Source organism: Rhodococcus sp. no. 34 (assembly GCF_054589475.1).
Map to the genome: position 1 here is coordinate 1 of NZ_BAAILK010000012.1, position 24823 is coordinate 24823.

At 63.5% G+C, this 24823-nt stretch carries 30 protein-coding genes and 1 tRNA gene; 14 read left to right on the forward strand and 17 right to left on the reverse strand.

Annotated elements, in window-relative coordinates; all coding sequences use genetic code 11:
* The 6 genes from ACYP01_RS00780 to ACYP01_RS00805 form a co-directional block, all read right to left on the reverse strand.
* The coding region (locus ACYP01_RS00780; protein ID WP_459678190.1) for a hypothetical protein at nucleotides 1-472 on the reverse strand (472 nt) is incomplete at its 3' end.
* Between the two features lie 274 nt (nucleotides 473-746).
* Nucleotides 747-822 (reverse strand) — tRNA-Ala (locus tag ACYP01_RS00785).
* A gap of 102 nt (nucleotides 823-924) precedes the next feature.
* Nucleotides 925-1659, reverse strand: a complete 735-nt coding sequence (sepX, locus tag ACYP01_RS00790) for a divisome protein SepX/GlpR (protein WP_007727521.1) — start codon at nucleotides 1657-1659, stop codon at nucleotides 925-927.
* A 267-nt stretch (nucleotides 1660-1926) separates the two neighbouring features.
* Nucleotides 1927-2562 carry a GNAT family N-acetyltransferase gene (locus ACYP01_RS00795; protein WP_007727523.1) on the reverse strand — a complete coding sequence of 212 codons (636 nt, stop codon included), beginning with the start codon at nucleotides 2560-2562 and terminating at the stop codon, nucleotides 1927-1929.
* Between the two features lie 21 nt (nucleotides 2563-2583).
* A complete protein-coding gene (gene glp, locus ACYP01_RS00800; RefSeq protein WP_459678194.1) occupies nucleotides 2584-3843 on the reverse strand; it encodes a molybdotransferase-like divisome protein Glp in 1260 nt (419 codons plus the stop codon).
* Between the two features lie 125 nt (nucleotides 3844-3968).
* Entirely contained in the window at nucleotides 3969-4880 is a 912-nt protein-coding gene (locus ACYP01_RS00805; protein ID WP_003946415.1) for a UTP--glucose-1-phosphate uridylyltransferase, read from the reverse strand.
* A 59-nt stretch (nucleotides 4881-4939) separates the two neighbouring features.
* On the opposite strand from ACYP01_RS00805, the gene ACYP01_RS00810 reads away from it, so the two are divergent.
* From ACYP01_RS00810 to mscL, 4 genes are all read left to right on the forward strand, one after another.
* Entirely contained in the window at nucleotides 4940-5518 is a 579-nt protein-coding gene (locus tag ACYP01_RS00810; protein ID WP_459678196.1) for a 5-formyltetrahydrofolate cyclo-ligase, read from the forward strand.
* A gap of 111 nt (nucleotides 5519-5629) precedes the next feature.
* Nucleotides 5630-5941: an FmdB family zinc ribbon protein gene (locus tag ACYP01_RS00815; protein ID WP_003946378.1), complete on the forward strand. Its 312-nt coding sequence runs from the start codon at nucleotides 5630-5632 to the stop codon at nucleotides 5939-5941.
* 77 nt (nucleotides 5942-6018) lie between these two features.
* Nucleotides 6019-6765, forward strand: coding sequence for an SAF domain-containing protein (locus ACYP01_RS00820; protein WP_314677678.1), 747 nt, complete (start codon nucleotides 6019-6021; stop codon nucleotides 6763-6765).
* A 99-nt stretch (nucleotides 6766-6864) separates the two neighbouring features.
* The gene (gene mscL / locus ACYP01_RS00825) at nucleotides 6865-7287 is read left to right on the forward strand and encodes a large conductance mechanosensitive channel protein MscL (protein WP_459678199.1); all 423 of its coding nucleotides are present in this window, start codon (nucleotides 6865-6867) and stop codon (nucleotides 7285-7287) included.
* 58 nt (nucleotides 7288-7345) lie between these two features.
* Here mscL and ACYP01_RS00830 read toward each other — a convergent pair whose 3' ends face one another.
* The 9 genes from ACYP01_RS00830 to mrf all read right to left on the reverse strand — a co-directional run bounded on the left by ACYP01_RS00830 (nucleotide 7346) and on the right by mrf (nucleotide 14329).
* A complete protein-coding gene (locus ACYP01_RS00830) occupies nucleotides 7346-7522 on the reverse strand; it encodes a hypothetical protein (RefSeq protein ID WP_003946347.1) in 177 nt (58 codons plus the stop codon).
* Between the two features lie 6 nt (nucleotides 7523-7528).
* On the reverse strand, nucleotides 7529-8026 hold the full coding sequence (locus ACYP01_RS00835) for a MogA/MoaB family molybdenum cofactor biosynthesis protein (RefSeq protein WP_176720912.1): 498 nt from the start codon (nucleotides 8024-8026) through the stop codon (nucleotides 7529-7531).
* Nucleotides 8027-8106: 80 nt separating this feature from the next.
* On the reverse strand, nucleotides 8107-9594 hold the full coding sequence (locus ACYP01_RS00840; RefSeq protein WP_459678203.1) for a S1C family serine protease: 1488 nt from the start codon (nucleotides 9592-9594) through the stop codon (nucleotides 8107-8109).
* Nucleotides 9595-9819: 225 nt separating this feature from the next.
* On the reverse strand, nucleotides 9820-11199 hold the full coding sequence (locus ACYP01_RS00845) for a HAMP domain-containing sensor histidine kinase (RefSeq protein ID WP_020908630.1): 1380 nt from the start codon (nucleotides 11197-11199) through the stop codon (nucleotides 9820-9822).
* Nucleotides 11200-11264: 65 nt separating this feature from the next.
* Nucleotides 11265-11951 carry a response regulator transcription factor gene (locus tag ACYP01_RS00850; protein WP_003946387.1) on the reverse strand — a complete coding sequence of 229 codons (687 nt, stop codon included), beginning with the start codon at nucleotides 11949-11951 and terminating at the stop codon, nucleotides 11265-11267.
* A gap of 70 nt (nucleotides 11952-12021) precedes the next feature.
* Entirely contained in the window at nucleotides 12022-12633 is a 612-nt protein-coding gene (locus ACYP01_RS00855) for a trimeric intracellular cation channel family protein (protein ID WP_003946409.1), read from the reverse strand.
* Between the two features lie 18 nt (nucleotides 12634-12651).
* Nucleotides 12652-12825 carry a 50S ribosomal protein L32 gene (gene rpmF, locus ACYP01_RS00860; protein WP_007727540.1) on the reverse strand — a complete coding sequence of 58 codons (174 nt, stop codon included), beginning with the start codon at nucleotides 12823-12825 and terminating at the stop codon, nucleotides 12652-12654.
* Nucleotides 12825-13079, reverse strand: a complete 255-nt coding sequence (locus ACYP01_RS00865) for a type B 50S ribosomal protein L31 (protein ID WP_003946367.1) — start codon at nucleotides 13077-13079, stop codon at nucleotides 12825-12827. Before ACYP01_RS00865 ends, rpmF begins: the two co-directional genes overlap by 1 nt.
* Entirely contained in the window at nucleotides 13076-14329 is a 1254-nt protein-coding gene (mrf, locus tag ACYP01_RS00870) for a ribosome hibernation factor-recruiting GTPase MRF (protein WP_459678208.1), read from the reverse strand. The genes ACYP01_RS00865 and mrf overlap by 4 nt, the downstream gene beginning before the upstream one ends.
* A 104-nt stretch (nucleotides 14330-14433) precedes the next feature.
* Between mrf and rpmB the strand changes: the two genes are divergently transcribed.
* From rpmB to ACYP01_RS00905, 7 genes are all read left to right on the forward strand, one after another.
* Nucleotides 14434-14670, forward strand: coding sequence for a 50S ribosomal protein L28 (gene rpmB / locus ACYP01_RS00875; protein WP_003946346.1), 237 nt, complete (start codon nucleotides 14434-14436; stop codon nucleotides 14668-14670).
* A gap of 4 nt (nucleotides 14671-14674) precedes the next feature.
* Complete coding sequence (gene rpmG, locus ACYP01_RS00880) at nucleotides 14675-14839, forward strand: 50S ribosomal protein L33 (RefSeq protein ID WP_003946358.1); 165 nt, start codon at nucleotides 14675-14677, stop codon at nucleotides 14837-14839.
* A 2-nt stretch (nucleotides 14840-14841) separates the two neighbouring features.
* Complete coding sequence (gene rpsN, locus ACYP01_RS00885) at nucleotides 14842-15147, forward strand: 30S ribosomal protein S14 (protein ID WP_003946379.1); 306 nt, start codon at nucleotides 14842-14844, stop codon at nucleotides 15145-15147.
* 9 nt (nucleotides 15148-15156) lie between these two features.
* The gene (gene rpsR / locus ACYP01_RS00890; RefSeq protein ID WP_003946414.1) at nucleotides 15157-15414 is read left to right on the forward strand and encodes a 30S ribosomal protein S18; all 258 of its coding nucleotides are present in this window, start codon (nucleotides 15157-15159) and stop codon (nucleotides 15412-15414) included.
* A gap of 129 nt (nucleotides 15415-15543) precedes the next feature.
* Nucleotides 15544-16482: an AEC family transporter gene (locus ACYP01_RS00895; protein WP_003946401.1), complete on the forward strand. Its 939-nt coding sequence runs from the start codon at nucleotides 15544-15546 to the stop codon at nucleotides 16480-16482.
* Between the two features lie 19 nt (nucleotides 16483-16501).
* Entirely contained in the window at nucleotides 16502-16966 is a 465-nt protein-coding gene (locus ACYP01_RS00900; protein WP_037132827.1) for a hypothetical protein, read from the forward strand.
* A 154-nt stretch (nucleotides 16967-17120) separates the two neighbouring features.
* Complete coding sequence (locus tag ACYP01_RS00905) at nucleotides 17121-18482, forward strand: flavin monoamine oxidase family protein (RefSeq protein WP_003946368.1); 1362 nt, start codon at nucleotides 17121-17123, stop codon at nucleotides 18480-18482.
* Nucleotides 18483-18518: 36 nt separating this feature from the next.
* Here the strand turns inward: ACYP01_RS00905 and ACYP01_RS00910 are convergent, their stop codons facing one another.
* A complete protein-coding gene (locus ACYP01_RS00910) occupies nucleotides 18519-20036 on the reverse strand; it encodes a PucR family transcriptional regulator (protein WP_003946355.1) in 1518 nt (505 codons plus the stop codon).
* Nucleotides 20037-20205: 169 nt separating this feature from the next.
* On the opposite strand from ACYP01_RS00910, the gene ACYP01_RS00915 reads away from it, so the two are divergent.
* From ACYP01_RS00915 to ACYP01_RS00925, 3 genes are all read left to right on the forward strand, one after another.
* Entirely contained in the window at nucleotides 20206-21636 is a 1431-nt protein-coding gene (locus tag ACYP01_RS00915; protein ID WP_003946421.1) for a gamma-aminobutyraldehyde dehydrogenase, read from the forward strand.
* Between the two features lie 90 nt (nucleotides 21637-21726).
* The gene (locus ACYP01_RS00920; protein ID WP_007727555.1) at nucleotides 21727-22626 is read left to right on the forward strand and encodes a universal stress protein; all 900 of its coding nucleotides are present in this window, start codon (nucleotides 21727-21729) and stop codon (nucleotides 22624-22626) included.
* The gene (locus ACYP01_RS00925) at nucleotides 22623-24149 is read left to right on the forward strand and encodes an APC family permease (protein ID WP_007727566.1); all 1527 of its coding nucleotides are present in this window, start codon (nucleotides 22623-22625) and stop codon (nucleotides 24147-24149) included. Before ACYP01_RS00920 ends, ACYP01_RS00925 begins: the two co-directional genes overlap by 4 nt.
* Here the strand turns inward: ACYP01_RS00925 and ACYP01_RS00930 are convergent.
* Complete coding sequence (locus ACYP01_RS00930; RefSeq protein WP_030536334.1) at nucleotides 24146-24763, reverse strand: TetR/AcrR family transcriptional regulator C-terminal domain-containing protein; 618 nt, start codon at nucleotides 24761-24763, stop codon at nucleotides 24146-24148. The two genes, ACYP01_RS00925 and ACYP01_RS00930, sit on opposite strands and share 4 nt — an antisense overlap.
* Nucleotides 24764-24823: the final 60 nt, after the last annotated feature.

Consider the following 24823-nt stretch of genomic DNA (forward strand, 5'->3'; position numbering starts at 1 on the left):
TCGGCTCAGTCGTCGTCGTCGGCTCAGTCGTCGTCGTCGGCTCAGTCGTCGTCGTCGGCTCAGTCGTCGTCGTCGGCTCAGTCGTCGTCGTCGGTGTCGGAATTACGGTCGTGCCGCAGTTGTGACGGTGACAATGCCAGCCATAGTTGCCGTTGCCGTTGTTGCCGCCACCGTTGCCGTTGTTATTGCCGCCGTTGCCGTTGTTATTGCCGCCGTTGCCGTTGTTATTGCCGCCGTTGCCGTTGTTATTGCCGCCGTTGCGGTTGTTGCCGATGTGACCGCCACCGTTGCCGTTGTTATTGCCGCCGTTGTTGCCGTAATTGCCGTTTCCATTGCCGTGGTTGCCACCACCGCTGTTGCCGCCAGGTTGGGCGGCGACGATGGCAGGGAAGACCGATACGGCAAGGACGCCGATACCCATCAGGCACATCACAGCAACAAGCATCATCGCTAGCCGTCGTGGCTGGCTCATCGACATTCCTCCCCGACACATACGTCCGACCTGCGGAAAACTGCGGCAGACTCACCGTGCCTATCGCACCGGACACACCCTCGTTACATTTCCGGCAAACATGTATCCGCCCAAGGATCATCCCTCACTTGGAAGCTCAACGGTCCGGATCAGCGGTCGCAATCGTATGAAACGGCGCACACTCAGATCGAATCTTCGCAATTCGGGCAGGCCCTGAAAATGCAGGAAAGGGTCGTTCAACTTTCGTTGAAAGACCCTTTTCGCTGGTACTTCTTGGTGGAGCTGAGGGGAATCGAACCCCTGACCTCTTCGATGCGAACGAAGCGCGCTACCAACTGCGCCACAGCCCCGTGCCACCGCCTCAGCGGTGCTCGGCAACTCTAACAGGAACGAATACTCCCGTTGGAATCACCCGACACGAACTTTCGGCCCGACAAGATCGGCCCAGAAGATCACTGACCGGACGCGCGACGCATCTCGGTGTGCCTGATCTCTTCTTCGTAGTGATCCAGGTGATCGAACACCGGATCTTCGTCGTCGACCTCGAGGACAACCGCTCCTGGCCGACGCAGTCGCGCCGGAATCAGGCGAAGCTCTTCGTCGGTGTGCGATTCGACTCCGAGTCGCGATCGGTTGAGGCGTTCGGTACGACGGCGGCGAATCTCTTGCTCGATCCGAACCTGCCGACGCAAGTACGCCATGTACCCGCCGAGGCCGCACACGGTCAGCGCAAACAACCACCACACCATCGGCGAGATGATCAATGCAAGAGCGCCCGAGAGAATCGCGACGAACGCAAGTCCCAGCAATGTCCGCTGACGGAATGCATACCGCGCCTCCCGGGCGATGGCATCCGCCTCGGGGTCGAATCCGCCTCGGCCGCGCCGAACCGGAACAAATTCTCCGACCGGTGCACGACCGCCGGCGTAGTCGTCTTCTGCGTGAGTGTCCATCTGGTCCTCCGCGTCGTAGCTGCTGCGCACTGGTTCTGGTTGCCAGTTCGGATCGCTTCGATGTCCTGCTGCCGGCCCGCGCTGAACAGGGTTGCTGTCGCCGCGGTGGAGTACTCGAGTCGCGAGTGCCGCGTCACTCGTCTGCCGGATCCTGGGGCGCTTGTTGACAAGCATCGGCACCAGGACGAACAGCCACACGGCCACCAGCCCGATCCACACGAATGAGCTAGGCATGCCGCGGCCTCCTCCCGATCACCTACCAGCACCTATGCCAGCCGTTGACGAGTCAAGGTTAACGGCCGACGCCCTCGCATCGTTGCCGACGCGCCGAACCCCACCATACTCATGTGTCACACGCGTACCGAACTGAACTTCCGGTTCAGTCCCAAAAGTCTCAAGTTCTGGTTGAATCAAAAACCACATTTTCCCGCCCGAAAGTAGGACTACTCAGCGGTAACTGCTGTTTAGCTCGCGTTTCTCACGCTTCTGGCGCCGTCTTCGTCACACCCACGAAGCGCGTCCGGACCGCACCAATCTGTCGACGACGGTGGTGGGTACTTCCTCGATGGTCATTCCGACCAGAAGATGATCACGCCATTGGCCGTCGACATCGAGGTAGCGCTTGAGAAGACCTTCCTCCCGGAACCCAACATTTCGTAGGACTGCGCGACTCGACGCGTTCTCCGGCCGAACAGTGGCCTCCACTCGATGCAGACCGACCTTCGAGAATGCGTGATCGAGTGTGAGTGCAACGGCAGCTGTGGCTACGCCCCCACCGGTCACGTGCGAGGCGACCCAATAGCCCACCCAGGCGGACCGCAGAGCGCCGCGCACCACATTTCCGATGGTGACCTGCCCGCAGTACTTCCCGTCGAGTTCGATCACCAGGGGAAGGATCCTGCCCTTGCGCGCTTCGGAGCGAAGGTTTCCGCACAGGGACGGCCAGACGGTGATGTGGTGGCGAGCATCCCAGGGCGATTCTCCGGTGGGCTCCCACGGCTCGAGGTGCTCGCGATCGCGAATGCGGAGACGACTCCACACAGCAGCGTCACGGAGCTTCACGGGGCGGACGGTCACCACTCCCGCGGGCACTCGCAGCGGGCCGAGATCTTCCGGCCATCCTGGATGGACTGACATCACACCCCACTCGGATCGGCGTTACCCACGTTGGGCGAGAAAAGCTACGTCGACTTCTTCACCGATGTGCACTTCGGTGACGTCTCGATCGACCAGAACCAAGCAATTGGCTTCCGCCAAGGTCGCGAGGAGATGTGAGGACGCACCGGGCGCACCCCCGAGGGCCTGCACCAGGTACTCCCCTGTCGCTTCGTCACGCATCAGCTGACCACGCAGAAAACCCTTGCGATCGGCAATCGACGTGATGGTTCCCACTGTCCGCGCCTTCACTACTCGCCGCATCGGCTGGCGGCGTCCGAGCGCGATTCTGATCAGCGGGCGAACCATGACTTCGAATACCACCAGTGCGCTGACCGGGTTGGACGGTAGGAGAAAGGTCGGAACCTCGTCCCTTCCCAGCTTTCCGAAGCCTTGCACCGATCCCGGATGCATGGCAACGCGCTCCACTTCGAGCGTCCCCAGGTCGGCAAGCGCCTCACGAACCTCGTCGGACGCTCCGCCGCCCACGGCACCGGCGATGACAACGATTTCCGAGCGAATCAGCTGTCCCTCGACTACTTCGCGAAGACGACGCGAGTCGTTGCCTGCGATTCCCACACGGTTGACGTCGGCGCCGGCATCGCGCGCTGCGGCGGCGAGGGCATACGAATTGACGTCGTATACCTGACCAGGTCCCGGCGTGCGATCCACGTCGACGAGTTCTCCACCGACGCTGATGACGGAGAGGCGCGGACGGGGATGGACGAGTACTTTGTCGCGGCCGACCGCGGCGAGCAACCCGACCTGTGCGGCTCCGATGATGGTGCCTGCCCGAACGGCCACGTCGCCCGGCTGGACGTCGTCGCCTGCACGGCGAACGTAATCGCCCGAACGCACCGGCTCGAAGATCCGAACGCGAGCGCGACCACCGTCGGTGTTCTCGAGCGGAAGAACTGCGTCGGCCAGCGTGGGCAACGGCGCGCCGGTGTCGACTCGGACGGCCTGGCGAGGTTGCAAGCGGATCGGTTGGCGTGAGCCCGCCGTCACCTCACCGACCACCGGCAAGCTGAGTTCGGTAGGCTCGCCGTCCTCGCCTCGGAGGTCGGCTCCAGCGCCGGCGACATCGACACTACGAACCGCGTAACCGTCGATGGCAGCTTGATCGAATCCCGGCAATGGGCGTTCGGTCACCACTTCCTCGGCACACAGCAGTCCCTGCGCCTCCGAGATGGCGACCCGAACCGGACGGGGTGCCACTGCAGCAGCGGTAACCCTGGTCTGCTGCTCCTCAACCGACCGCATCTGGTCCGCGTCCTCCTGTGTCTGGAAATTCGGTGATATCCGTCAGCTCATGATGCCTTGCCGCCGAAAAGGGACAAGCACATTGATACTGCGTTATCGGGCGATCAACCACCGTGGCGACACGCTCAGCGGTCGAGCCGATCCGCGAGCCACTTACGCAAGGACGGGCCGTAATCGTCACTGTCGAGTGCCAGGTCCACCGAAGCGCGGAGGTACCCGCCGGGGTTGCCCAGGTCATGACGCGTTCCGCGGTGCACCACCACGTGAACCGGATGGCCCTCGGAAATCAGGAGAGCGATGGCGTCGGTGAGTTGCAACTCACCGCCGGCTCCCGGCTCGATGCGACGAAGTGCGTCGAAGATCGCACGATCGAGCAGATAGCGACCTGCAGCGGCAAAGGTCGACGGCGCGTCTTCCACAGCCGGCTTCTCGACCATGCCGACGACCTTGAGGACGTCGGGATTGACCGCGTCGGGAACGATCTCGACGTCGAAGACGCCGTACGCGCTGACTGCGTCTTTCGGGACGTCGATTGCACAGAGAACGGACCCGCCGCGCTTGGCCCGAACACGCGCCATGATCTCCAGGACGCCACGCGGTAGTACGAGATCATCGGGCAGAAGGACCGCGATGGCGTCTTCGTCGTCGTCGAGAACCGACTCGACGCAACCGACTGCATGCCCGAGGCCGAGGGGCTGCTCCTGAATCACGGAATCGACTTCGAGCAAACCCGGCGCTTTGCGCACCTTCGCCAGGGCAGCGAGTTTTCCGCTTGCTTCCAGCTTGCTTTCGAGCACGAGATCCTCGACGAAGTGGGCAACCACGCCGTCTTTGCCCGGGGACGTCACGATGACGAGCCGCTCGGCTCCCGAGTCCGCAGCTTCACCTGCCACCAGTTCGATACCCGGTGTGTCCACGACCGGCAGCAATTCTTTCGGAACCGTCTTGGTGGCAGGCAGGAAACGCGTACCAAGTCCGGCTGCGGGAACCACGGCCGTACGGAAGGCCCTCGTGCTGCTAGCGACAACGTCTGTCATGCCAACACCTTAGCCGCCGCTTGTTACCGCTCGGTCAGCACGACGAATATCGTTGCGGGGTGACACCTCAGACAAAAGCACAATGGCGACAAATCACACTCGCAGCACGTGATGCAGTCTCCGAGCACACTCGAAACACGGAAACTGCGGCGTTGATCACGCACATACGTTCAGCGATCGTCGACGGCTCGATCGTCTGTGCGTACGTCCCCACCCGCACCGAACCAGGATCCACCGACTTGCTCGACGCCGTTGCCGAGATCGCTCAGCGTGTACTACTTCCGATCACCGGGGAGCCGGGACCGTTGTCCTGGGTCGAGTACAGCGGCGCGGACGGTTTGCGCCCCGCGAAGTACGGCATTCGGGAGCCCGTCGGACCCGTCCTACCACCGGAAACCCTGTCCGACGTGGAATGCATGCTTGTCCCTGCTCTCGCGGTGGATCTTCGCGGAACACGCCTCGGCCGTGGCGCAGGCTTCTACGACCGGACGCTCGGGTCGGTCGGACCACAGACTCGGCTCGTGGCAATTGTCAGAGACTCCGAACTCGTCGAGACCTTGCCTGCCGACGACCACGACATTCCCATGGGCTGGGCATTGACGCCGCGCGGCGGCCTCACGCAACTCAAAGGCGATTGATCTGCGGGAATAGATCCCTGATTAGCGCTGTTGGCACTGTCACTTGTAGAGTGCTAAAGGCTGCGGTGTAAATACGCGGCTGCTCGAACATCACAGTGCGGAGGAAGCCCGGTGCCCACCTACTCATACGCATGTACGGAATGTGACAACCGTTTCGACATCGTCCAGTCCTTCAGCGAAGATTCGCTGACGGTCTGCCCAGCTTGCTCAGGCAAGCTCCGCAAGCTGTTCAACTCTGTTGGCATCGTGTTCAAGGGCAGCGGCTTCTACCGCACCGACAGCCGCGGCGGCTCCGGGACTGCGAGCGAGCCCGCCAAGAGCGATTCGGCACCCGCTGCGAAGTCCGAGTCCAAGTCGGACTCCTCTTCGACATCGAGTTCGTCGACCAGCACGCCGGCGCCCGCAAAGGCTGCCGCAAGCTGATTTCCACAACCTCCGGGTTGTCCACAGGTCCACATCGTTAGGGCCGGAAGCACCGCTTCCGGCCCTAACGTGCATGAATGCCGTCAGTACGTTCTCGTTCGCCGAGGCGCTCCCATCCATTGCGCGCCCAGCTCGATCTCACGCCGAACACCTTCGATCGCGTCGTCGAACTGACACGCGGCACACGGTTTCGCTCAGCGACCGTCCGCAAGATCGCAGCCGTTGTCCTGGCCACACTCGGCGTTGTTCTCTTCTTTCGAGGCGATCCCGCGACCGACACCGTCGCCGTAGTTGTCTCGAGCCGCGATCTCACTCCGGGGCAGGTGATTGCGGATTCGGACGTCGAGGTCCGCGAGATCGACTCGAAACAACTTCCCGAAGGAGTTGTCTCCGATGCCGACCTGGTGGTCGGAAGAACCGTTGCCGGCCCGATTCGCTCCGGAGAAACCGTCACCGATGTGCGTGTTCTCAGCCCACGGCTGGCCGGGTTGTCGATAGGAACCGACGACGCCCGCATCGTGCCCGTGCGACTTGCCGATGCGGCCGTTGCAGAAATTTTGCGCAGCGGCGATGTCGTCGACGTCCTGACCGTCGGCCCTGACACATCCCGCCCAGACACACCCCACCCCGACACACCCAACGAATCAATTGCCGACAAGGCCCCACAAATTCTTGCGGCAGGAGCGGTAGTCGCGTTGGTCACCACGTCGGAAAGTACACGTAACCAGCAGGAACAGGTGATTTTGCTGGCCCTGCCGACACCGGCAGCCAACGTCGTAGCCGCGGCATCCCTGTCCAATGCGATCACCGTGACATTCCGCTGACCGCACAAAGCGGCCGAAGCTCCTCTAGGATTTTTCCAGTCGGTTCGGTATCAACGGACCATCTGGCACTTGCCATCGGAGACTCGAGGGGACACCGACATGCTCAAGGGATTCAAGGATTTCCTGCTTCGCGGAAACGTGCTCGACCTGGCCGTCGCGGTTGTCGTGGGCGCAGCCTTCACCGCCATCGTCACGGCATTCACCAGTAACATCATCAATCCGCTCATCGCCGCAATCGGCGGTTCCGACGAGTTGGGCTGGGGTGTCGAAATCATCTCAGGCAACCCCGAGACATTCTTGAACATCGGCGCCGTGGTCACCGCGATCATCAACTTCATCATCATCGCGGCAGTCGTCTACTTCGTGCTGATCGTCCCCGCGAATGCGGCGAAGAAGAAGTTCGTCTCCGAGCCCGAGGACAAGGAAGCCAGCGAAACCGATCTGCTCATCCAGATCCGCGACATCCTCTCCGCCAACGGAAGCGGCGCCGACACCGGAGCTCACGCCAAGACGCTCGAATAGTCAGCGCTCACAGAACAAATCAGGCCCTCGGACATTTGTCCGGGGGCCTGATTTACTTCTAACCGCCGTGGTGCGGGGGCCGCTGACTGCGCAGCCAGTCGTCGTCCGAGGACCGCGAGGATCCTTCGGGACCCCGCTCGTCCGACGTCGTCTCGGGAAAGACGTCCCCGAAGATGCGCGCCAGGCGCTTCTTGTCGACTGACGGCTTCTTCGGGGTATCTGGTTGCTCCGACAAGCTGTCTCAGCCCTCGAGGCTGGACAGCTCGGCGATCACGTGACTCGCCAAAGCCGTCAGGGTTGCCATGCCGTCGCGAATTGCCGGCCTGGTCGACGCCAGATTGGCTACCACGGTGCTTCCCGAAACCCCGACGAGGCCGCGGGACAAGCCTGCTTCGAGCGATCCGGCCGAAAGACCGGAAGCACGAAGTGCTTCGGCAATTCCCGGGATCTCGCGATCGAGAACCTCAGCGGTCACGTCAGGAGTGACGTCACGCGGGGATACCCCGGTACCGCCGACCGAGATGACGAGGTCGACGCCACCGATGACTGCGGTGTTGAGAGCGTTGCGGATCTCCACTTCGTCGGCGGCGACGGCGACCGTCGCATCGACGAGAAAACCCGCTTCGTTCAGCAGTTCCGTGACCAGTGGACCGATGGAGTCGGTGTTGTCGCCGTGGGCTGTGCGATCGTCGACGATGACGACCAGAGCGCGGCCGGCCGATGTGGCTTCGAGTTCCATGACTCCTACCGTAGTGTCCGATCCCGACGCCGTTGCGATCTGGCCGAAGATCGGGTCGATCGTCTGCTGATCGCCGAACATCATCGGCCGCCCTGCGCTGCCGCGGTTCCCAACGTGACGTCGACGGTCTTGGTCTGCCCGCCGTCGCTGTACGTGATCGAGACCTTGTCGCCGGGAGCATGTGAACGCACTGCCGCGATCAGCGAATCACCATCTGCGACAACACGATCGTCGACCTTGGTGATGACTGCACCCTTCGGGATACCGGCCTTGGCTGCCGGCCCGTCAGCAGTGACATCCATGACGGTTGCGCCGTCGGCGTTGTCCTGCGACGGCACGGTCACGCCGATCATGGCCTGAGTCGCCTTGCCGGTCTTGATCAGTTCGTCGGCGACGCGGCGTGCTTGATCGATCGGGATGGCGAAACCGAGGCCGATCGAACCGCCTTGGGTACCCGACGACGCTCCGAGCGAGGCGATCGCCGTGTTGATGCCGATCAGCTGGCCGTCCATGTTGACGAGGGCGCCACCGGAGTTGCCGGGGTTGATCGCTGCGTCGGTCTGCAGAGCGTCGATGACGGTGTTCTGATTGCCGGACTCGCCGCTCGTGGACACCGGGCGATCGAGTGCGGAGATGATGCCTTCGGTGACCGTGCCGGCCAGGCCGAGTGGGGACCCGACGGCAACCACCTGCTGTCCGACCTGGACGTCGCCGGAGTTGCCGAGATCGATGGGGGTGAGGTCGTTTCGACCGTCGACCTTGATGACGGCGATGTCGGAGACGGGATCGGCACCGACAAGGGTGGCCGAAGCCTTGGTTCCGTCGGAGAACGCAACGCGAAGTTGCGCTCCCTGTGCGCCGGCAACGTGGTTGTTGGTCAGAATCAGACCGTCGGAGGACAGGATGACACCGGAGCCCTCACCGCCCTGTCCCTGCGCGGTGGCCACCTCGATCTGCACGACGCTGGGCACGACCTTCGAGGCAACGGCCTGAACCGAGCCGGCGGGAGCGTTGGACGTGTTGGTCGCGGTGGGCTTCGGAGCGTTCAGAGAGTTGGTGACCGTCGCGGTTCCACCGTTGCGGTCCGCGACGACGGCGCCGACCACGCCACCGACACCACCACTGACCAGGACCAGGGCGAGAGCGCCGGCAACCAGCGCCATGCGTCCCGACTTCGGCTTGGTGGTGGTCGAACCGGAGTTCGGCCCCTGCAGCGGTGTGGGGATCTGATTGTGGCCGCCGCCCGGGCCGTTCGGACCGCCGGGGCCACCAGGGTTGGGTGCGCCGTACGGGGCGCTCTGCTGGTACGCGGCCTCATGGGCACCGTGCGGGTGGCCGAAAGCCTGCGTGGGCTGCTGCTGTGCCTGCCCGAAGGCTTCGGTGGGCCTGCCTTCAGTGGGTCGGGCAAAGGACTCGGTCGGCTGGTACGGCTGCTGAGGCGCCTGCCCCTGAGGCTGCTGCGGCGACACGGGAGGCTGTGCCTGAGGTGCTGTCGGCTGCGCCTGGGTGGTGGGCTCGCTGTTGGGCTGCTCGGGCCGGGTCGGCCCGACGTTACGGTCCTCGGTCATCGGCTCGCTTTCGTCTACGGTGACCACCGGACGGGCAGTCACAACTGTTCTGCCGACAATGCTGCCTTGCGCTGCTGAGAAGGCGCTGAGACGTGCCTGTCACTTTACCCAGAGTTCGACGTGAAAAACCGGTGTTGTCGGTTCGGCCCGAAAGACTTTCGGGCCGAACGCATTAAGCCGTGACGTCAGTCACCGAAGCGCGGGACCAACGGTCTACAGAACACGCTACTCGGCACTCGGCCCCGGTTCACCGGGAAGCACGATACGAACAAGCGCTCCCCCACGATCGGATTCGTCGATCGCGATGGTGCCGCCGTGCTTGACGACGACCTGACGCACAATCGCAAGTCCCAGACCCGATCCCGGCATCGAACGTGCCGCGGTCGACCGGTAGAAACGATCGAACACCAACTCCCGATCCTCCTCCGGAATGCCAGGTCCCGCATCACTTACGGTCAATTCCAACAATCCTTGACCCACCGGTCGCATTTCGACGCGTACCTGTTCGCCCTTAGGACTCCACTTCGCAGCGTTGTCGAGGACGTTCAGCACGGCACGCGACAGGCCCGCTTGATCTCCGTAGACGTACCACGGAGTCGTGACCGCCTCGAACTCGATTTCGTTGCGCCTGCGCCGCGCTCGTTCGAGCGCACGCTCGACGACGTCGCTGACGTCGACGCGCTCGTACACGGTTTCGGGCGCGTCTTCGCGGGCCAGATCGACAAGGTCACCGACCAGAGTCGACAGTTCCTCGATCTGCGCAACGACATCGGCACGAAGTTCCGCCATGTCCTCGTCGGGAATCTGCGGCGCACCGGGGCGACTGGACGCGATCAGCAACTCCATGTTGGTGCGCAACGAAGTCAGCGGCGTCCGCAACTCGTGTCCGGCGTCCGCGACGAGGCGCGACTGACGCTCACGGGACTCGGCGAGCGCCCGCAGCATCGTGTTGAAACTCTCTGTCAGGCGCGCCAATTCGTCGCTGCCGGTAACGGGGATCTGCGTCAGATCGTCGGTCCGAGCGACTCGTTCGGTGGCAGCAGTCAGCCTGGCAATGGGTCGTAAACCGGTGCGGCCCACGGTAGTACCCGCCACTGCCGCAAGTATGACGCCACACCCGCCGACCACGAAGAGCACCCAGGCCAGACGGTCCAGTACCGCAACGGTCGGCGCGAGCCGCTGACCGATCACCAAAGTGCTTCCGTCATGGGTTCGTTGAGCCAGCACTCGCTGACCGTCGACGGTTCGCAGCGAGGAATCCGATTCGCCACGCGCTACGGCGTCTTCGGCTTCACCGATCGGCACGTCGGAACCGGGCGGCTGGTACGTGCTCAGGTCCGAGAAGATCAGGGCCACACTGATGTCGGTGGTGTACAGCGTCGCACCGGAGATGTAGCGAGGGTCGAATCGCACGACATTGCTGTCGATCAGCACCGCTGCCCTGGTACGCAACTGGTGATCGACGTCCGCGTAGAGCGCACGCGAAACCACCGCGTAGGCAGCGATCGCCATGACTGCGACGGCAATGGCCACCACCGACGCGGCGAGCAGCGTCACACGCCAACGCAATGACACCGAACGGGTCAGTGGCATCGGTGGGCGCATTTCGACGGACGCTTGGGTGGTGGAGGATTTCTTCGGTTCGGCGTTCTTGCCGAACGGAGCGGTGATCACGGAGGCGTCTCCCGCAGGACGTAGCCGACTCCGCGGACGGTGTGGATCAACCTCGGTTCGCCGTCGGCTTCCGTCTTGCGACGCAGGTAGCCGACGTACACCTCGAGGGCATTGCCGGACGTCGGGAAGTCGTATCCCCACACTTCTTCGAGAATGCGTCCACGGGTCAGCACGCGGCGTGGGTTGGCCATGAGCATTTCGAGGAGGGAGAACTCGGTGCGCGTCAGGCTGATCGATCGTTCGCCGCGCTTGACCTCACGGGTGACCGGGTCGAGGGTGAGGTCCTCGAACGCCATCATTTCGGAATCGGCGTCCAGATCGGGCGCGGTGCGGCGAAGTAGTGCACGCAACCTGGCAAGCAACTCTTCCAAAGCGAAGGGCTTGGGCAGGTAGTCGTCCGCTCCGGCATCGAGGCCGGCCACTCGCTCGCTGACCGAATCGCGGGCGGTGAGCACGAGGATGGGCAGGTCGTCGCCGGCACTGCGAAGACGACGGCACACTTCGAGTCCGTCGAGTCGCGGCATCATGACGTCGAGAACGACGGCGTCGGGCCGGTTGGCGAGGATCTTCTCGAGTGCGTCGAGCCCGTCGACCGCGAGCTCGACCGTGTAGCCGTTGAAGCTGAGCGACCGCCGAAGCGACTCGCGAACCGCCCGGTCGTCGTCGACCACCAAAATACGCATACCGACAGTTTGGACTGAAGTGCTGAGATGCGGCTGAGAGGGTCCGATTCCGGCCTCCGGCGTGTCGCGGTCAGTCCCGGGTTCGCCTCGGCCCGGGCAGGCTCCAATGACGCCATAACGCAAGCAGTCTGAACACCGCGGCGAACGCTGTGCCGCACACCAGCGCGGCGTTGGTGGACAGTCCAGCTTGCGAGACTGTGACCACCAACGCAGCGCCGAGCAGTGCGGGAACCGCGTACAGGTCCTTGTGCAGGAGCAGTGGCACCTCGTTGACGAGAACGTCGCGGATCACGCCGCCGCCGATCGCCGCGGTCGCACCGATCAACGTCGCCGCCAGCGAACTGGCGTTGTTGTCCAGCGCGATGACGGCGCCGGTGCTCGCGAACAAGCCCATCCCCAGTGCGTCGAGCGCCAGGATTTCACGACGCAGTCGATTGAGCGGCTCGTGGAGGTAGAACACGGCGAGTGAGGTGGCGGCGGCCGTTCCGAAGTACGGCCAACTGCTCAGAGAGCTGGGCGGATGGACGCCGAGGAGAACGTCGCGGACGATACCGCCGCCGATGCCGGTGAACACACCCACCGAGCACACCCCGAAGATGTCGAGTCGCTTGGTGACGCCCACCAGGGCACCCGAGGCCGCGAACGCCACGATGCCCACCAGTTCGAGGATCCTCAGCAGCACCGGCCAAGGATCGCACGGTCAGATGCGGCTCGGGTCGATCACCCCGAGTCGAACTGCTTTGACCAGTCGCCGAGGGACTCGGTGGGTCTGGCCGAAGGCTGTGACCTCGACCAGATCGGGCGCCGTCGCCTTCCACTGGGCACGACGGCTGCGCGTGTTGGAACGGGACATCTTCCGCTTGGGAACGGCCATCAGAGTGCCTTGCGCTTTCCGTAGCGCCGCTCGAACTTCTCGACGCGTCCGGCGGTGTCCATCACACGTTGCGCTCCGGTCCAGAACGGGTGAGAGTCGCTCGTGACGTCGACGACCAGCAGCGGGTACGTGCCACCATCTTCCCATTCGACGGTGCGCTCACTCGTCACGGTCGATCGGGTCAGGAAGCTCTTGCCGGTGCTGGCGTCCTGGAAGACCACCGGGTGGTAGTCGGGGTGCATCTGCTTCTTCATTCGTTTCCCTCTCGCGTTGATTCGGTTTCGGCATAAGGTGATTCGGATTCGTCACACGGGTCTTCGTGAAACTCGCCGAACGGGTCTTCCCACGTTGCCCACGACGCTTCGTCCGCCAATTCGTCGTCGGTGACCAAGGCGTGCTGCAGTGTTCGGTCGATCTCGAGCGGGTTCGCACCGCACGTCAGAACGACCATCGAGGTGTCGCGATCACCGAAACGCTCGTCCCATTTCAGGGCCGCGAGTGCACGGCGTTCAGCTGGAACGCGGTCTCGTTCCTCCGGCGTCATCGCGGCCAGCCAGGTGTCCGCGCTGGCAACTCGCAGGCCACCGCCCGCCGATTCGAGCCAGAGCGCTTCACCCGGTTGCGTCGCCACCCAGACTCGTCCGCGGGAGTACACGACGCCTTCGAGCAGGACGTCGATCGCCTCGTGCAGACGACCGGGGTGGAACGGCCGGTTCGCGGTGAACTCGACGAGCATCACTCCGCCGTCGTCGTCGAGCGGCGGCTGGCGACGCAACAGCGGTGAGTGAGCGTCGGCCAGTTCACCGCGTCGCGCATCCGCAGGCACCTCGAGGAGCAGTGCCTCGATGTCGTCTCCCTCATCGAAGACGGGTACCCGCGGAGCGATGCGCGCGAGAACCGCGTTCAGGCGGGACCGCTGCCAGCCGTCGAGTCCGTCAGACCCGCGCAGGACGAGCGCGTCGGCGAAGTCGACCTGCCCGACGACGACCTGAGCCAGGGTGCGGTCGTCGTCGAGGGCTTCGTCGCCGGTGGCGTCTGCCAGCCAGGTCACCGCGTCGATGCACGTCACGACGGCGTCGACGCGGACGTCCCGCTGCGCCGGTCCGTCCAGTTGGCCGACGACGCCGGTTACGACGACGTGCTCGATCGCCCAGCACAGCGCCTCGGGCTCGAGTTGGCGGTCCAACAGCAACACGATCCGCTGCACAGAACTGTGCGAGTGAAGCCGGCGCAGGAGCGGCAGCAAGTCTTCGCGCAGGGTGCAGGAGACGCAGCCGTGCGCGAGCTCGAGGATCGTCTCGCGCTCGGACACCGTGCCGGCAGACCCGGCACTCCCGGTCATCGAGGTGACCGTCCGCCGGACCACCCCTTCACGGACGTGGCTCAGGTCGTGGTGGACCAGAACAGTTCCGGTTCGCAGCAACGCTCGTGCGGTGTGTGGGGTGGATTCGCTCATGCCGGCGACCAGGACCAGCGGAGTCCTGCCGTCCAAGATCGTGTTCACAGCGGGCCTTTCTGGGAATGATTGTCATTACCGAGGTTGAACGGTACATTGATCTCACCGCATTGTCGAAAATGATTGTCATCTGCAAGTTGAAAGGAACACCCATGTCGGCTCACTGCCAAGTGACCGGACGTGTGCCGGGGTTCGGAAAATCCGTCTCGCACTCTCACAAGCGTTCGAACCGTCGCTGGAACCCGAACATCCAGCGCAAGACCTACCTCCTGCCCAGCGAGGGGCGTCGCATCACACTCACGCTCTCGACCAAGGGCATCAAGACGATCGACCGCGACGGCATCGAATCCGTCGTCGCCCGGATCCGCGCGCGCGGCGAGAAGGTCTGAGCAGATGGCACGCAACGAGATCCGCCCGATCGTGAAACTCAAGTCCACCGCGGGCACCGGGTACACGTACGTGACCCGCAAGAACCGTCGTAACGACCCCGATCGACTCGTACTGAAGAAGTACGACCCGGTGCTGCGAAAGCACGTCGATTTCCGAGAAGAGAAGTAGGCATGGCCAAGAAGTCGAAGATCGCGAAGAACAACCAGCGACGGGTCGTCGTCGAGCGGTACGCGGAGCAGCGGTCCGCTCTCAAGGAGACGATCCGCTCCCCGAAAAGCTCGGCAGAGGAGCGCGCGAAGGCCCAAGCGACCCTGCAACGTCTACCACGCGACGCCAGTCCGGTACGATTGCGCAATCGAGACGCTGCGGATGGACGTCCGCGCGGCCACCTGCGGAAGTTCGGGCTCTCCCGGATTCGCGTGCGAGAAATGGCGCACCGTGGGGAACTGCCTGGCGTACACAAGTCGAGCTGGTAAGGAAGTCGGATGGCAGTCAAGCGTTCACCGTCGAAGAAGCCACGCCCCGTAGAGGGTCGTAAGCCCAAGAAGAACCCGTTGTTCGCAGCGAAGATCACGCATGTCGATTACAAGGACATCAACTTGCTTCGCACGTTCATCTCGGACCGCGGCAAGATCCGCAGCCGTCGCGTCACGGGCCTGACCCCGCAGCAGCAGCGTCAGGTCGCCGTTGCAGTGAAGAACGCACGCGAAATGGCGTTGCTCCCCTTCACCGCCGCCCGGTAGTCATACGTGCACGGTAGTCACACGTAGAAGTACCGAAGAGGTCGCGCAGTCACTCGACTGCGCGGCCTTTTTGTTGCCCGGACTAAGATTTCCCGAAGTTATTCATTCCAGTCGAGAGGTGCCCGCAGCGTGTCGGGAGTTGTTGCGGGTTTCACCGTAATTTTTGTTGTCATCGCGGTCGGGTATCTCCTCGGCCGTCTCGGCACCCTCGGTAGCCAAGGACAGTTCGTTCTCGGTCGACTCGTCTTCTTCGTCGCGACGCCTGCCCTGCTGTTCACCACCCTCGCGTCGTCCGATCTTTCGGTGATCTTCTCGCCGACGCTCGCCGTTGCGTCGGCTACTGCCTTTGCCGTCGGCGCTCTGTACGTCGTCGTCGCAAAGATCTGGCTCAACCGGCCGCTACCCGAACTGACCATCGGCGCGCTGTCGGCTTCGTACGTGAATTCAGCCAACCTCGGAATCCCGATCGCGGTGTTCGTGCTCGGCGATGCCACGTTCGTCGCGCCGCTCCTGCTCTTTCAGATCGTCGTGTACTCCCCGATCGCCTTGACGATCCTCGATCTGACGGCCCTTCGCGGCGCGGATGCCGAGAAGCTCTCGTTGATCGACACCGTCACCGCCCCGTTCAAGAATCCGATCGTGCTCGCGGGCGCTGCGGGGTTGATCGTCGCGTTGATCGGTTGGGTACCGCCCCGGCCGCTGATGCAGCCTTTCGAATTGATCGGCGCGACGTCCGTACCCGGTGCGCTGTTGGCATTCGGGCTCTCGCTCTACGGCGTGCGGGTGCTGGAGAAGGGCTCGAGTCCACGCCGCGACGTCGCGCTGGCATCGACGCTCAAGATCGTGGTCCAACCTGTGCTGGCCTATCTGATGGCGCATTTCCTCCTCGGCATCGACGGTCATCAGTTGTTCGCCATCGTGGTCGTCTCGACGTTGCCGACGGCGCAGAACGTCTTCATCTACGCAAGCCGCTATCGGCGCGGAATGGTCCTCGCCCGAGACAGTGCCTTTGTCACCACTTTGGCGTCAATTCCCGCAATTGCGCTGGTCACAGCGCTACTCGCTTGAGCAGGGTTACGGTGGATTCATGCGTGTACTAACCCTCGCCGTTCTGGCCTGCCTTGCTGTGGCCGGATGCTCCGTCGGGGCCCAGACCACGGGGCCGGTTGCCGCACCGAATCCGATGGCGGCCAACGAAGCAAGTCCCGCCGACTGGTCGCTCGGAACCCCCGTTCCCGACGAGGTCGACGACAGCGAGATGGGCACGGAGTTCGACAGCCGCACCGACATCGTGGGTGCGACGGCCACGATGTTCGAATCGTGGTCCGAGGTCGACGATCACACGGTGGCCGTCCACTTCGTGACCGGCACTCCGGAGTGCTACGGCGCGTACGCAACCGTCGAAGAGACCGATACGACGGTGATCGTCACGCTCCGAACCGGAGCATTGCCGGAGGCCGCGGACAAGATGTGCATCTTGGTTGCCGTGTTCGGCAGCCTGGACGTTCCGCTGAGCCGACCGCTCGGCGATCGTCACGTCGTCAACGGCTAGCTGCGCGCCTAAACGGCACAAGTTCGACGATCGAACACGCCGTTTCGTCAGGTGTGGTGTGCGTCTCCTCGGGACAGACTGAAAACCGACACCCGTTCACTCGCTCGTCGGCAGCTTTCGACTCGAGCGGTGCTCAACATGAAGGAGCTCGCAAGTGCCTAATCTCCAGAGAGACGTTGCAATCGTCGGCGCCGGCCCCTCTGGCCTGGCAGCTGCAACCGCGCTGCGCAAGGCCGGTTTGACCGTCGCTGTGATCGAAGCGCGCGACCGCGTCGGCGGCCGCACGTGGACCGACACCATCGACGGAGCAGTTCTGGAAATCGGCGGCCAGTGGGTCTCCCCCGACCAGACCGCGCTGATCTCCTTGCTCGACGAACTCGGCCTGAAAACTTTCGAGCGCTACCGCGAGGGCGAGTCCGTCTACATCTCGTCGGCAGGTGAGCGGACGCAGTACACGGGTGATTCCTTCCCCACGAACGACACCACGAAGAAGGAGATGGACCGTCTCATCGACGAGATGGACGATCTCGCGGCCCAGATCGGCGCCGAGGAACCGTGGGCACATCCCCTCGCCCGCGATCTCGACACAGTCTCCTTCAAGCAGTGGCTGATCAATCAGTCCGACGACGCCGAGGCACGTGACAACATCGGCCTCTTCATCGCCGGTGGCATGCTCACCAAGCCCGCCCACTCGTTCTCTGCCCTGCAGGCCGTACTCATGGCCGCTTCCGCAGGCTCGTTCTCCCACCTCGTCGACGAGGACTTCATCCTCGACAAGCGAGTGATCGGCGGAATGCAGCAGGTATCGATCCGCATGGCAGAGGCCCTCGGCGACGACCTCTTCCTCAACGCACCCGTGCGAACGGTGCAGTGGAACGAATCCGGTGCAACGGTGTTGGCGGACGGCGATGTTCGCGTCGAGGCAAGCCGAGTGATCCTGGCCGTACCGCCCAACCTCTACTCCCGGATCTCGTACGATCCCCCGCTGCCGCGTCGTCAGCACCAGATGCACCAGCACCAGTCCCTCGGCCTCGTCATCAAGGTTCACGCAGTGTACGAGACGCCTTTCTGGCGCGAAGACGGCCTCTCCGGCACCGGCTTCGGCGCGTCCGAGGTAGTGCAGGAGGTGTACGACAACACCAACCACGAGGACGATCGCGGCACCCTGGTCGCTTTCGTATCCGACGAGAAGGCCGACGCGATGTTCGAGCTTTCCGTCGAGGAGCGTAAGGCCACGATTCTGGCCTCACTTGCCCGCTATCTCGGCCCGAAGGCCGAAGAGCCGGTTGTGTACTACGAATCCGACTGGGGCTCGGAGGAATGGACCCGCGGTGCGTACGCAGCGAGCTTCGACCTCGGAGGCCTGCACCGCTACGGCGCGGATTCCCGCACGCCCGTCGGCCCGATTCACTTCTCGTGCTCCGACATTGCGGCCGAGGGGTACCAGCACGTCGACGGTGCCGTTCGGATGGGTCAGCGAACCGCTGCCGACATCATCGCTCGCAGCAAGGCCTGACGGCCGCTTTGCCAAGTCTCGATCATTGCCCGGCAGTCACGATTGCCGGGCAATGATCGAGAGCAGTAGTTCGGCCCGAACCCTGGCCACTTCCAGCCGACAGTCGATCAGGCTCTCCACCTTCGCCATTCGGCTCCGCAGTGTGTGCCGGTGAACGCCCATCGTGATGGCGGCCGCTTCCCAGTGTCCGTTGGCCTCGAGAAATGCCCGCAGCGACGCCAGCAGTTCGGTGCCGTTGTCACGGTCGTAGTCCTCGATCGGTGTGATCATCGTTTCCGCCAACGTGTTGAGCACTTCACGCGTCGAATCGAAAGACAGCAGCACACTTCCGGTCAGCGCCGCGAATTCCAAAGGTTCGCCACCGATTTCCGCCGCCGACGCACACAACTGGGACTGTTCGACGGCGACCGCCAGCGCAGCGACCACCCGTCGCGCGCTCAAGCCGACACGAAGCGCGCGAAGATCCGACCTCGATACCCCGCCGAGCAACTCTCGGGCGAACTCGACGTCGTCGGTTCCACGCAGCAGCACCGTGACGCGAGTGTCGTTGATCCGCGAGAACAACTGGCGCCCTGCCTTGTTCATGAACTCGGCAATCTCGGCTCCGACGCGTCCCGCTACGTCGGACGTGTCGGCAAGAACTGTCAATCCTCGGATCATTCCCTCGCCGTCGGCGGCCTGCCTGATCTGTTGCCACGCCGGCGCCGGGTCGCGATCCTCGGTGAGCAGCAGCCCGAGGGCGTGCGAATTCAACTGATCCTGAGTAGCACGCAGGCGCGCAGGTTTCTCGAAGTCCAACGCCAACAACGAGTTCGCGTGACCGAGCAGTATCTGATCGACGTAGCTGAGCGCCGAAGCACTGATCACCGCCAGGTATCCGTACGGCGTTCGCCCGACGCTGATCTGCTGCACCGCGATCGACGCTCCAGACCTGGCGAGCGTCACGCTACTGGAGGCACCGCCCCCGAGAGTTGCTCGCAGTTCGTCGATCACGTCGTCCGTCGGCAGTTGAGGTGAGCTCTCGAGAACTCTTCCGGCGACGTCGAGAAGAAGCACCGTCGCCGAGGTTGCGATCGCCAGTTCACGCACGGTTGCGGCAGTTCCGCCGGAGATGACGGCACGCGTCATCCGCGGTTGCGCCCGCGACGCCCGGAGGACCGCTTCGTATTCCTGCTCTGCCAACCGGCTCATCACACGCTTGACGACGGCAGCAAACGGCGTCGGCAGCGGCACCTCGATCAGCGGGAGTCCGATCTCGTCGGCGACAGCCACCAGATCGGCCGGAACCTCGGGATATGAGAGTCCGGTCCCGAACCCGACCGCCGCCACACCTGCCGCGTCGAGCATTCGGAGATAACGGCCGCGCTTTTGCTGAGTGGACGGCAATCGGATGCCGGTGGTGAGGATGAATTCGCCGCCGGTCAACCATCGAAACGGGTCGAGCAGCTCCGTGGCGTGCGCAAATGTGATTTCGCGACCGACACCCTGGGCGCCGCCTTTGAGTTCCAGCGCGAGATCCGGCTGCGCCAACATCCACCGCACAGCGATCGTCATGGGCAGGACTGTACAACTCGGCGCGTCGGCGATCAAAGATTTCACCTTTTTGGCAGCTGCCTTTACTTGTGAGTCAGCGCACACTTGCTCACACACGCCCCACAAAGTGCGAGTTCCGTGCTGATCACCTCGGCCGGAACTCGTTCGACCTCGAGAGGAACCGGTACCGATGTCGATCGTCGTACTCGAGAACTACATCAACGGTGAATTCGTCGCCTCAGCCGCGACGGAAACACTCGACCTGATCAACCCCGTGGACGAGAGTGTGGTCGGGCGTACGCCGGTCTCCACGAAGGAAGACGTCGACGCCGCCGTCGAAGCCGCACAGAGAGCATTCGAGACCTGGGGCAAGACGACGCCGAGCGTGCGGCAGGCTGCACTCCTCAAGCTCGCCGACGCCATCGAAGCGCACAGCGACGAAATCGTCGCAGCCGAAAGCGCCAACACCGGCCAGGCCCACCAGATGATCGCCGACGAAGAGGTCAAGGTCGGAGCCGATCAGATGCGGTTCTTCGCCGGAGCCGCACGACTTCTCGAGGGCAAGGCGGCCGGAGAGTACATGGAGGGTTTCACCTCCTACGTCCGTCGTGAACCGATCGGCGTCGTCGGCCAAGTCACTCCCTGGAACTACCCGTTCATGATGGCGCTGTGGAAGATCGGGCCCGCCCTCGCGGCCGGCAACACGATCGTCCTCAAGCCCAGCGACACCACACCGGGCAGCACGCTGGTCCTGGCGAAGCTCTCGAAGGGCATCCTGCCGGACGGTGTGTTCAACGTCGTGCTCGGCAACGGCGGAACCGGCGCGACGTTGGTGGAGAACCCGGCCCTCGGTCTCGTCTCGATCACCGGTTCGGTGCGGGCAGGCATCGCTGTCGCCGTGTCCGCAGCACAGCAGCTCAAGCGCGCGCACCTCGAACTGGGCGGCAAAGCGCCGGCGATCGTCTTCGGCGACGTCGACATCGAGAAGACCGCCACCGGCATCGCCGAGGCAGCGTTCTTCAACGGCGGCCAGGATTGCACCGCGGCCACTCGCGTGATCGTTCACGAGTCCATCCACGATCAGCTCGTCGAAGCCCTCGTCCGGAACGCCGAGAAGCTCCGCCCCGGAGCGCCTTCCGATCCTGATGCCTTCTACGGCCCGCTCAACAACATCAATCACTTCAACGCCGTGAGCGACAAGATCGCGAACCTGCCGGCGTCGGCCAAGATCGTTACCGGCGGAAAGCGTTCGGGTGAAACCGGATTCTTCTTCGAGCCGACCGTCATCACCGGCGTCGCGCAATCGGACGACATCGTGCAGGAAGAGACTTTCGGTCCTATCCTCACAGTCCAGAGCTTCTCCGACGAGAAGGAGGCGATCACGCTTGCCAACGACGTTCGGTTCGGCCTGGCCTCGAGCATCTGGACCAAGGATCACGGTGTCACGCAACGCGTCTCCGCTGCTCTCGACTTCGGTGCGGTGTGGATCAACTGCCACATCCCGCTCGTCGCCGAAATGCCGCACGGCGGCTTCAAGTATTCCGGTTACGGCAAGGATCTCTCGGCCTACGGAGTCGAGGACTACACCCGTCTCAAGCACGTCATGAGTTCGCACGACTGAGTCGCCGCCCCTCCTGCTGTGCGCCTTTATCAACCCCCCGCGGTTAATAAAGGCGCACAGCAGATTCCTCCAATCCGGAAAAGAGCCACCATGCGCCTTATCGTCGGATACCTCGCCACACCCAGCGGTAAAGACGGGTTGGTCCTCGGGGCCCAGCTCGCGCGCAGTCTCGGCGCGCAACTCGACATCTGCATGGTCCTCCCACCGGATCGGACACTGCCGGCCAAGGTTCCCTCGGAAGCCGGCTACGACGACATCCTCGCCGCGCGTGCACACGACTGGCTCGCCGAGGCGAAAGCGTCGGTGCCCGAGGACATCCAGGTGGAAGTACACCTGAGCTTCCACGAGTCGTTCGCTCAGGGCCTGCTCGACGAAGTGGACCGACTGAATGCGCTCGCGATCGTGGTGGGAGCTTCCGGCGACGGTCTGCTCGGCCGTCACGCGATAGGTTCGGTCTCGACCGAACTGCTTCACTCCGCCCATGTCCCGGTAGCGCTGGCGCCTCGCGGAACGCGGCACTCGGCGGCCACTGCGATACGAGAGGTCACCTGTGCACTCGGCACCCGTGTCGGCGCCGACATCGTCTTGAACACCGCCGTGCGCGCCAGCGAACTGATGCAGGTTCCGTTGCGACTGGTCTCACTGGTAGCGCTCGACCCCCAGAACGATCTGCGCGATCATCGCGACACCGCCGAGTCGGCCAGGGAGCGTGCACGAAATCACGCTCAGGACACACTCGACGTCGCAAGAGCGGCGCTCCCCGCGGAGTTCCCCATCGAGGTCATCATCGCCGACGGATCTACCGTGGAATCGGCAGTGCGTCAACTGGACTGGCAGGACGGCGACCTCGTGATGGTCGGTTCAAGTCGACTCGCACAGCCCCGCAAACTGTTCCTGGGCTCGACCGCCGCCAAGATGCTGCGCGTACTGCCCGTACCCATGGTCGTAGTGCCCAAGCACGAATTCACCCAGCCGGAGGCACTGTCATGACCAGCACCGAACTGAGTTCCAAAGGACTCGCTACCGGCAAGATCGGCATGATCTCCGGCGCAGTACTCGGAATTTCCTCCGTGGCACCGGGTTACACCCTGACGGCCAGTATCGGATTGATCGTCGCTGCGGTCGGTCTCAAGATGCCCGCCATCTTCATCGCCGGCTTCATCCCGATGTTCCTCACCGCGTACGCGTACCGCGAACTGAACTCCGACACACCTGACTGCGGCGCGTCATTCACGTGGTCCACCAAGGCATTCGGACCGTACGTCGGCTGGATGTGCGGCTGGGGCATGGTGATCGCCACGATCATCGTGCTCTCGAACCTCGCTGCGATTGCCGTCGACTTCTTCTATCTGTTCATCGCGCGGGTGGTCGACAATCCGTCGATCGCCGATCTGCCGGGCAATAAATTCGTCAACGTCGGCACCACGCTGGTATTCATCGCGTTGGCCACCTGGATTGCCAGTCGGGGAATCACGACCAGCGAGCGCGTACAGTTCGCGCTCGTCGGCTTCCAGATGGTGCTGCTGGTCGTCTTCGCCGTCGTTGCACTGGTTCACGTCGGCGCCGGCGACGCCCCGGCCGGATTGTCCTTCGACCTGAGTTGGTTCAACCCGTTCAGCGGACTCGCCATCGGTGCGTTTGTCATCGGACTCACCGGATCGATCTTCGCGTTCTGGGGCTGGGATACCTGTCTCACGCTGGGCGAGGAGTCGAAGAACCCCAAGAAGACCCCCGGCCGCGCCGGTTTGCTCTGTGTCGCAACCATTCTCCTCACCTACCTGCTGGTCGCCGTTGCCGCGATGATGTACGCCGGCGTCGGCGAGGAAGGCCTCGGCCTCGGCAATCCCGACAACTCCGAGAACGTCTTCGGCGCTCTGGCCGACCCGGTACTGGGCAACTGGGGCGGAATGCTTCTGTTCCTCGCGGTCTTCGTCTCTTCAGTCGCCAGCCTGCAGACCACGTTCCTGCCCGCGGCACGAACCATGCTCGCCATGGGTGCATACGGAGCTTTCCCCAAGAAGCTCGCCGAGGTCTCGCCTCGGTTCCTGGTGCCGTCGTACGCGACCGTCGTGGCAGGCGCGGTAACCGCAGTGTTCTACAGCGTCGTCACGTTCCTGTCCGAAAGTGCTCTGCTCGACACGATCGCCGCACTCGGCATCATGATCTGCTGGTACTACGGCATCACCGCATTCGCGTGCGTGTGGTACTTCCGCAAGACGCTTTTCGAGAGCGTACGAAACTTCGTCTTTCGGCTCGCGTTCCCACTCATCGGTGGCCTCATGCTGCTTGCGGTGTTCGTCATTTCGGTCCAGGAGAGTATGAATCCGGACAATGCCAGCGGAGCATCCATCGGCGGAATCGGCCTGGTCTTCTTCCTCGGCTTCGGAATCCTCATCCTCGGCGCGGTCCTGATGATGGTCATGCGAGTGCGCAATCCCGAGTTCTTCGAGGGCAAGACCCTCAACCGCGACACGGAGGCTCTGCGCGACGAGAACGACCTCAGCGTGTCCTAGGAGACAGTAGATTCGGGGGCCTGCGCGATCAGGCCCGCCATCAACACGCGCAAGCCGAATTCGAAGGCGGCGTCGGCACGTTCGGGATTTTTCCCGGATGTTGCCAACGCCGCCTTCATCGCGTCGTTGGCTTCGGGTCCCGACGCCCACTGGACGTCCGGCGCCGCCAGGTCCAGGGCCGAACCGAGAACAAAACTGTCGACGGTCGTGATCGCGTGCAGTGTTTCGGTCGGGTCGAAGCCACCATCGGCAAATGCCTGCGCCAATGCGTTGTACAGAGTGAACGCCACACCGGCCTGCACCGTCTGGGCCGTGAAGAGCGGAATCAGACGAGGATGCGCGGCGTAGCTTCGCCGGTACTCGGCTGCCAGCGCCGCGACGGTCTCACTCCAAGTCCCCGAGGCCGACTCGACGTCGATTCCTGCCATCAGCTGAGCCCTCATCAGTTCGACGATCTCGGCTCGTCCGGAAACGTGGTTGTAGAGCGAGGACGGTCGAACCTTCAGTCTTGCGGCGAGTCCCGGCATGGTGAAGTCGCCGGATTCGTCCACCGACTCGATCGCTGCCTCGGTGATGATCGCCGGTGAGAGCAGTCGTTGCGATGGCCGCGGCATATGTCCTCCTGTAGTGATCCACACCGTTCGGGGCGCCGCAAAAAACAATTCCTCGAAAGT

Excerpts from the sequence above, each read along its gene's own strand:
- ACYP01_RS00795 (WP_007727523.1), bottom strand. The coding sequence starts at position 2,562 with ATGTCAGTCCATCCAGGATGGCCGGAAGATCTCGGCCCGCTGCGAGTG.
- rpmF (WP_007727540.1), bottom strand. The coding sequence starts at position 12,825 with ATGGCCGTTCCCAAGCGGAAGATGTCCCGTTCCAACACGCGCAGCCGT.
- rpsN (WP_003946379.1), top strand. The coding sequence starts at position 14,842 with ATGGCCAAGAAGTCGAAGATCGCGAAGAACAACCAGCGACGGGTCGTC.
- ACYP01_RS00925 (WP_007727566.1), top strand. The coding sequence starts at position 22,623 with ATGACCAGCACCGAACTGAGTTCCAAAGGACTCGCTACCGGCAAGATC.
- rpmG (WP_003946358.1), top strand. The coding sequence starts at position 14,675 with ATGGCACGCAACGAGATCCGCCCGATCGTGAAACTCAAGTCCACCGCG.
- rpmB (WP_003946346.1), top strand. The coding sequence starts at position 14,434 with ATGTCGGCTCACTGCCAAGTGACCGGACGTGTGCCGGGGTTCGGAAAA.
- sepX (WP_007727521.1), bottom strand. The coding sequence starts at position 1,659 with ATGCCTAGCTCATTCGTGTGGATCGGGCTGGTGGCCGTGTGGCTGTTC.
- ACYP01_RS00805 (WP_003946415.1), bottom strand. The coding sequence starts at position 4,880 with ATGACAGACGTTGTCGCTAGCAGCACGAGGGCCTTCCGTACGGCCGTG.
- ACYP01_RS00845 (WP_020908630.1), bottom strand. The coding sequence starts at position 11,199 with ATGCGCCCACCGATGCCACTGACCCGTTCGGTGTCATTGCGTTGGCGT.
- glp (WP_459678194.1), bottom strand. The coding sequence starts at position 3,843 with ATGCGGTCGGTTGAGGAGCAGCAGACCAGGGTTACCGCTGCTGCAGTG.
- ACYP01_RS00920 (WP_007727555.1), top strand. The coding sequence starts at position 21,727 with ATGCGCCTTATCGTCGGATACCTCGCCACACCCAGCGGTAAAGACGGG.
- ACYP01_RS00865 (WP_003946367.1), bottom strand. The coding sequence starts at position 13,079 with ATGAAGAAGCAGATGCACCCCGACTACCACCCGGTGGTCTTCCAGGAC.
- mscL (WP_459678199.1), top strand. The coding sequence starts at position 6,865 with ATGCTCAAGGGATTCAAGGATTTCCTGCTTCGCGGAAACGTGCTCGAC.
- ACYP01_RS00835 (WP_176720912.1), bottom strand. The coding sequence starts at position 8,026 with ATGGAACTCGAAGCCACATCGGCCGGCCGCGCTCTGGTCGTCATCGTC.
- ACYP01_RS00820 (WP_314677678.1), top strand. The coding sequence starts at position 6,019 with ATGCCGTCAGTACGTTCTCGTTCGCCGAGGCGCTCCCATCCATTGCGC.
- ACYP01_RS00910 (WP_003946355.1), bottom strand. The coding sequence starts at position 20,036 with ATGACGATCGCTGTGCGGTGGATGTTGGCGCAGCCGGATCTCGCGCTG.
- ACYP01_RS00915 (WP_003946421.1), top strand. The coding sequence starts at position 20,206 with ATGTCGATCGTCGTACTCGAGAACTACATCAACGGTGAATTCGTCGCC.
- ACYP01_RS00850 (WP_003946387.1), bottom strand. The coding sequence starts at position 11,951 with ATGCGTATTTTGGTGGTCGACGACGACCGGGCGGTTCGCGAGTCGCTT.
- ACYP01_RS00900 (WP_037132827.1), top strand. The coding sequence starts at position 16,502 with ATGCGTGTACTAACCCTCGCCGTTCTGGCCTGCCTTGCTGTGGCCGGA.
- rpsR (WP_003946414.1), top strand. The coding sequence starts at position 15,157 with ATGGCAGTCAAGCGTTCACCGTCGAAGAAGCCACGCCCCGTAGAGGGT.
- ACYP01_RS00930 (WP_030536334.1), bottom strand. The coding sequence starts at position 24,763 with ATGCCGCGGCCATCGCAACGACTGCTCTCACCGGCGATCATCACCGAG.
- ACYP01_RS00840 (WP_459678203.1), bottom strand. The coding sequence starts at position 9,594 with ATGACCGAGGACCGTAACGTCGGGCCGACCCGGCCCGAGCAGCCCAAC.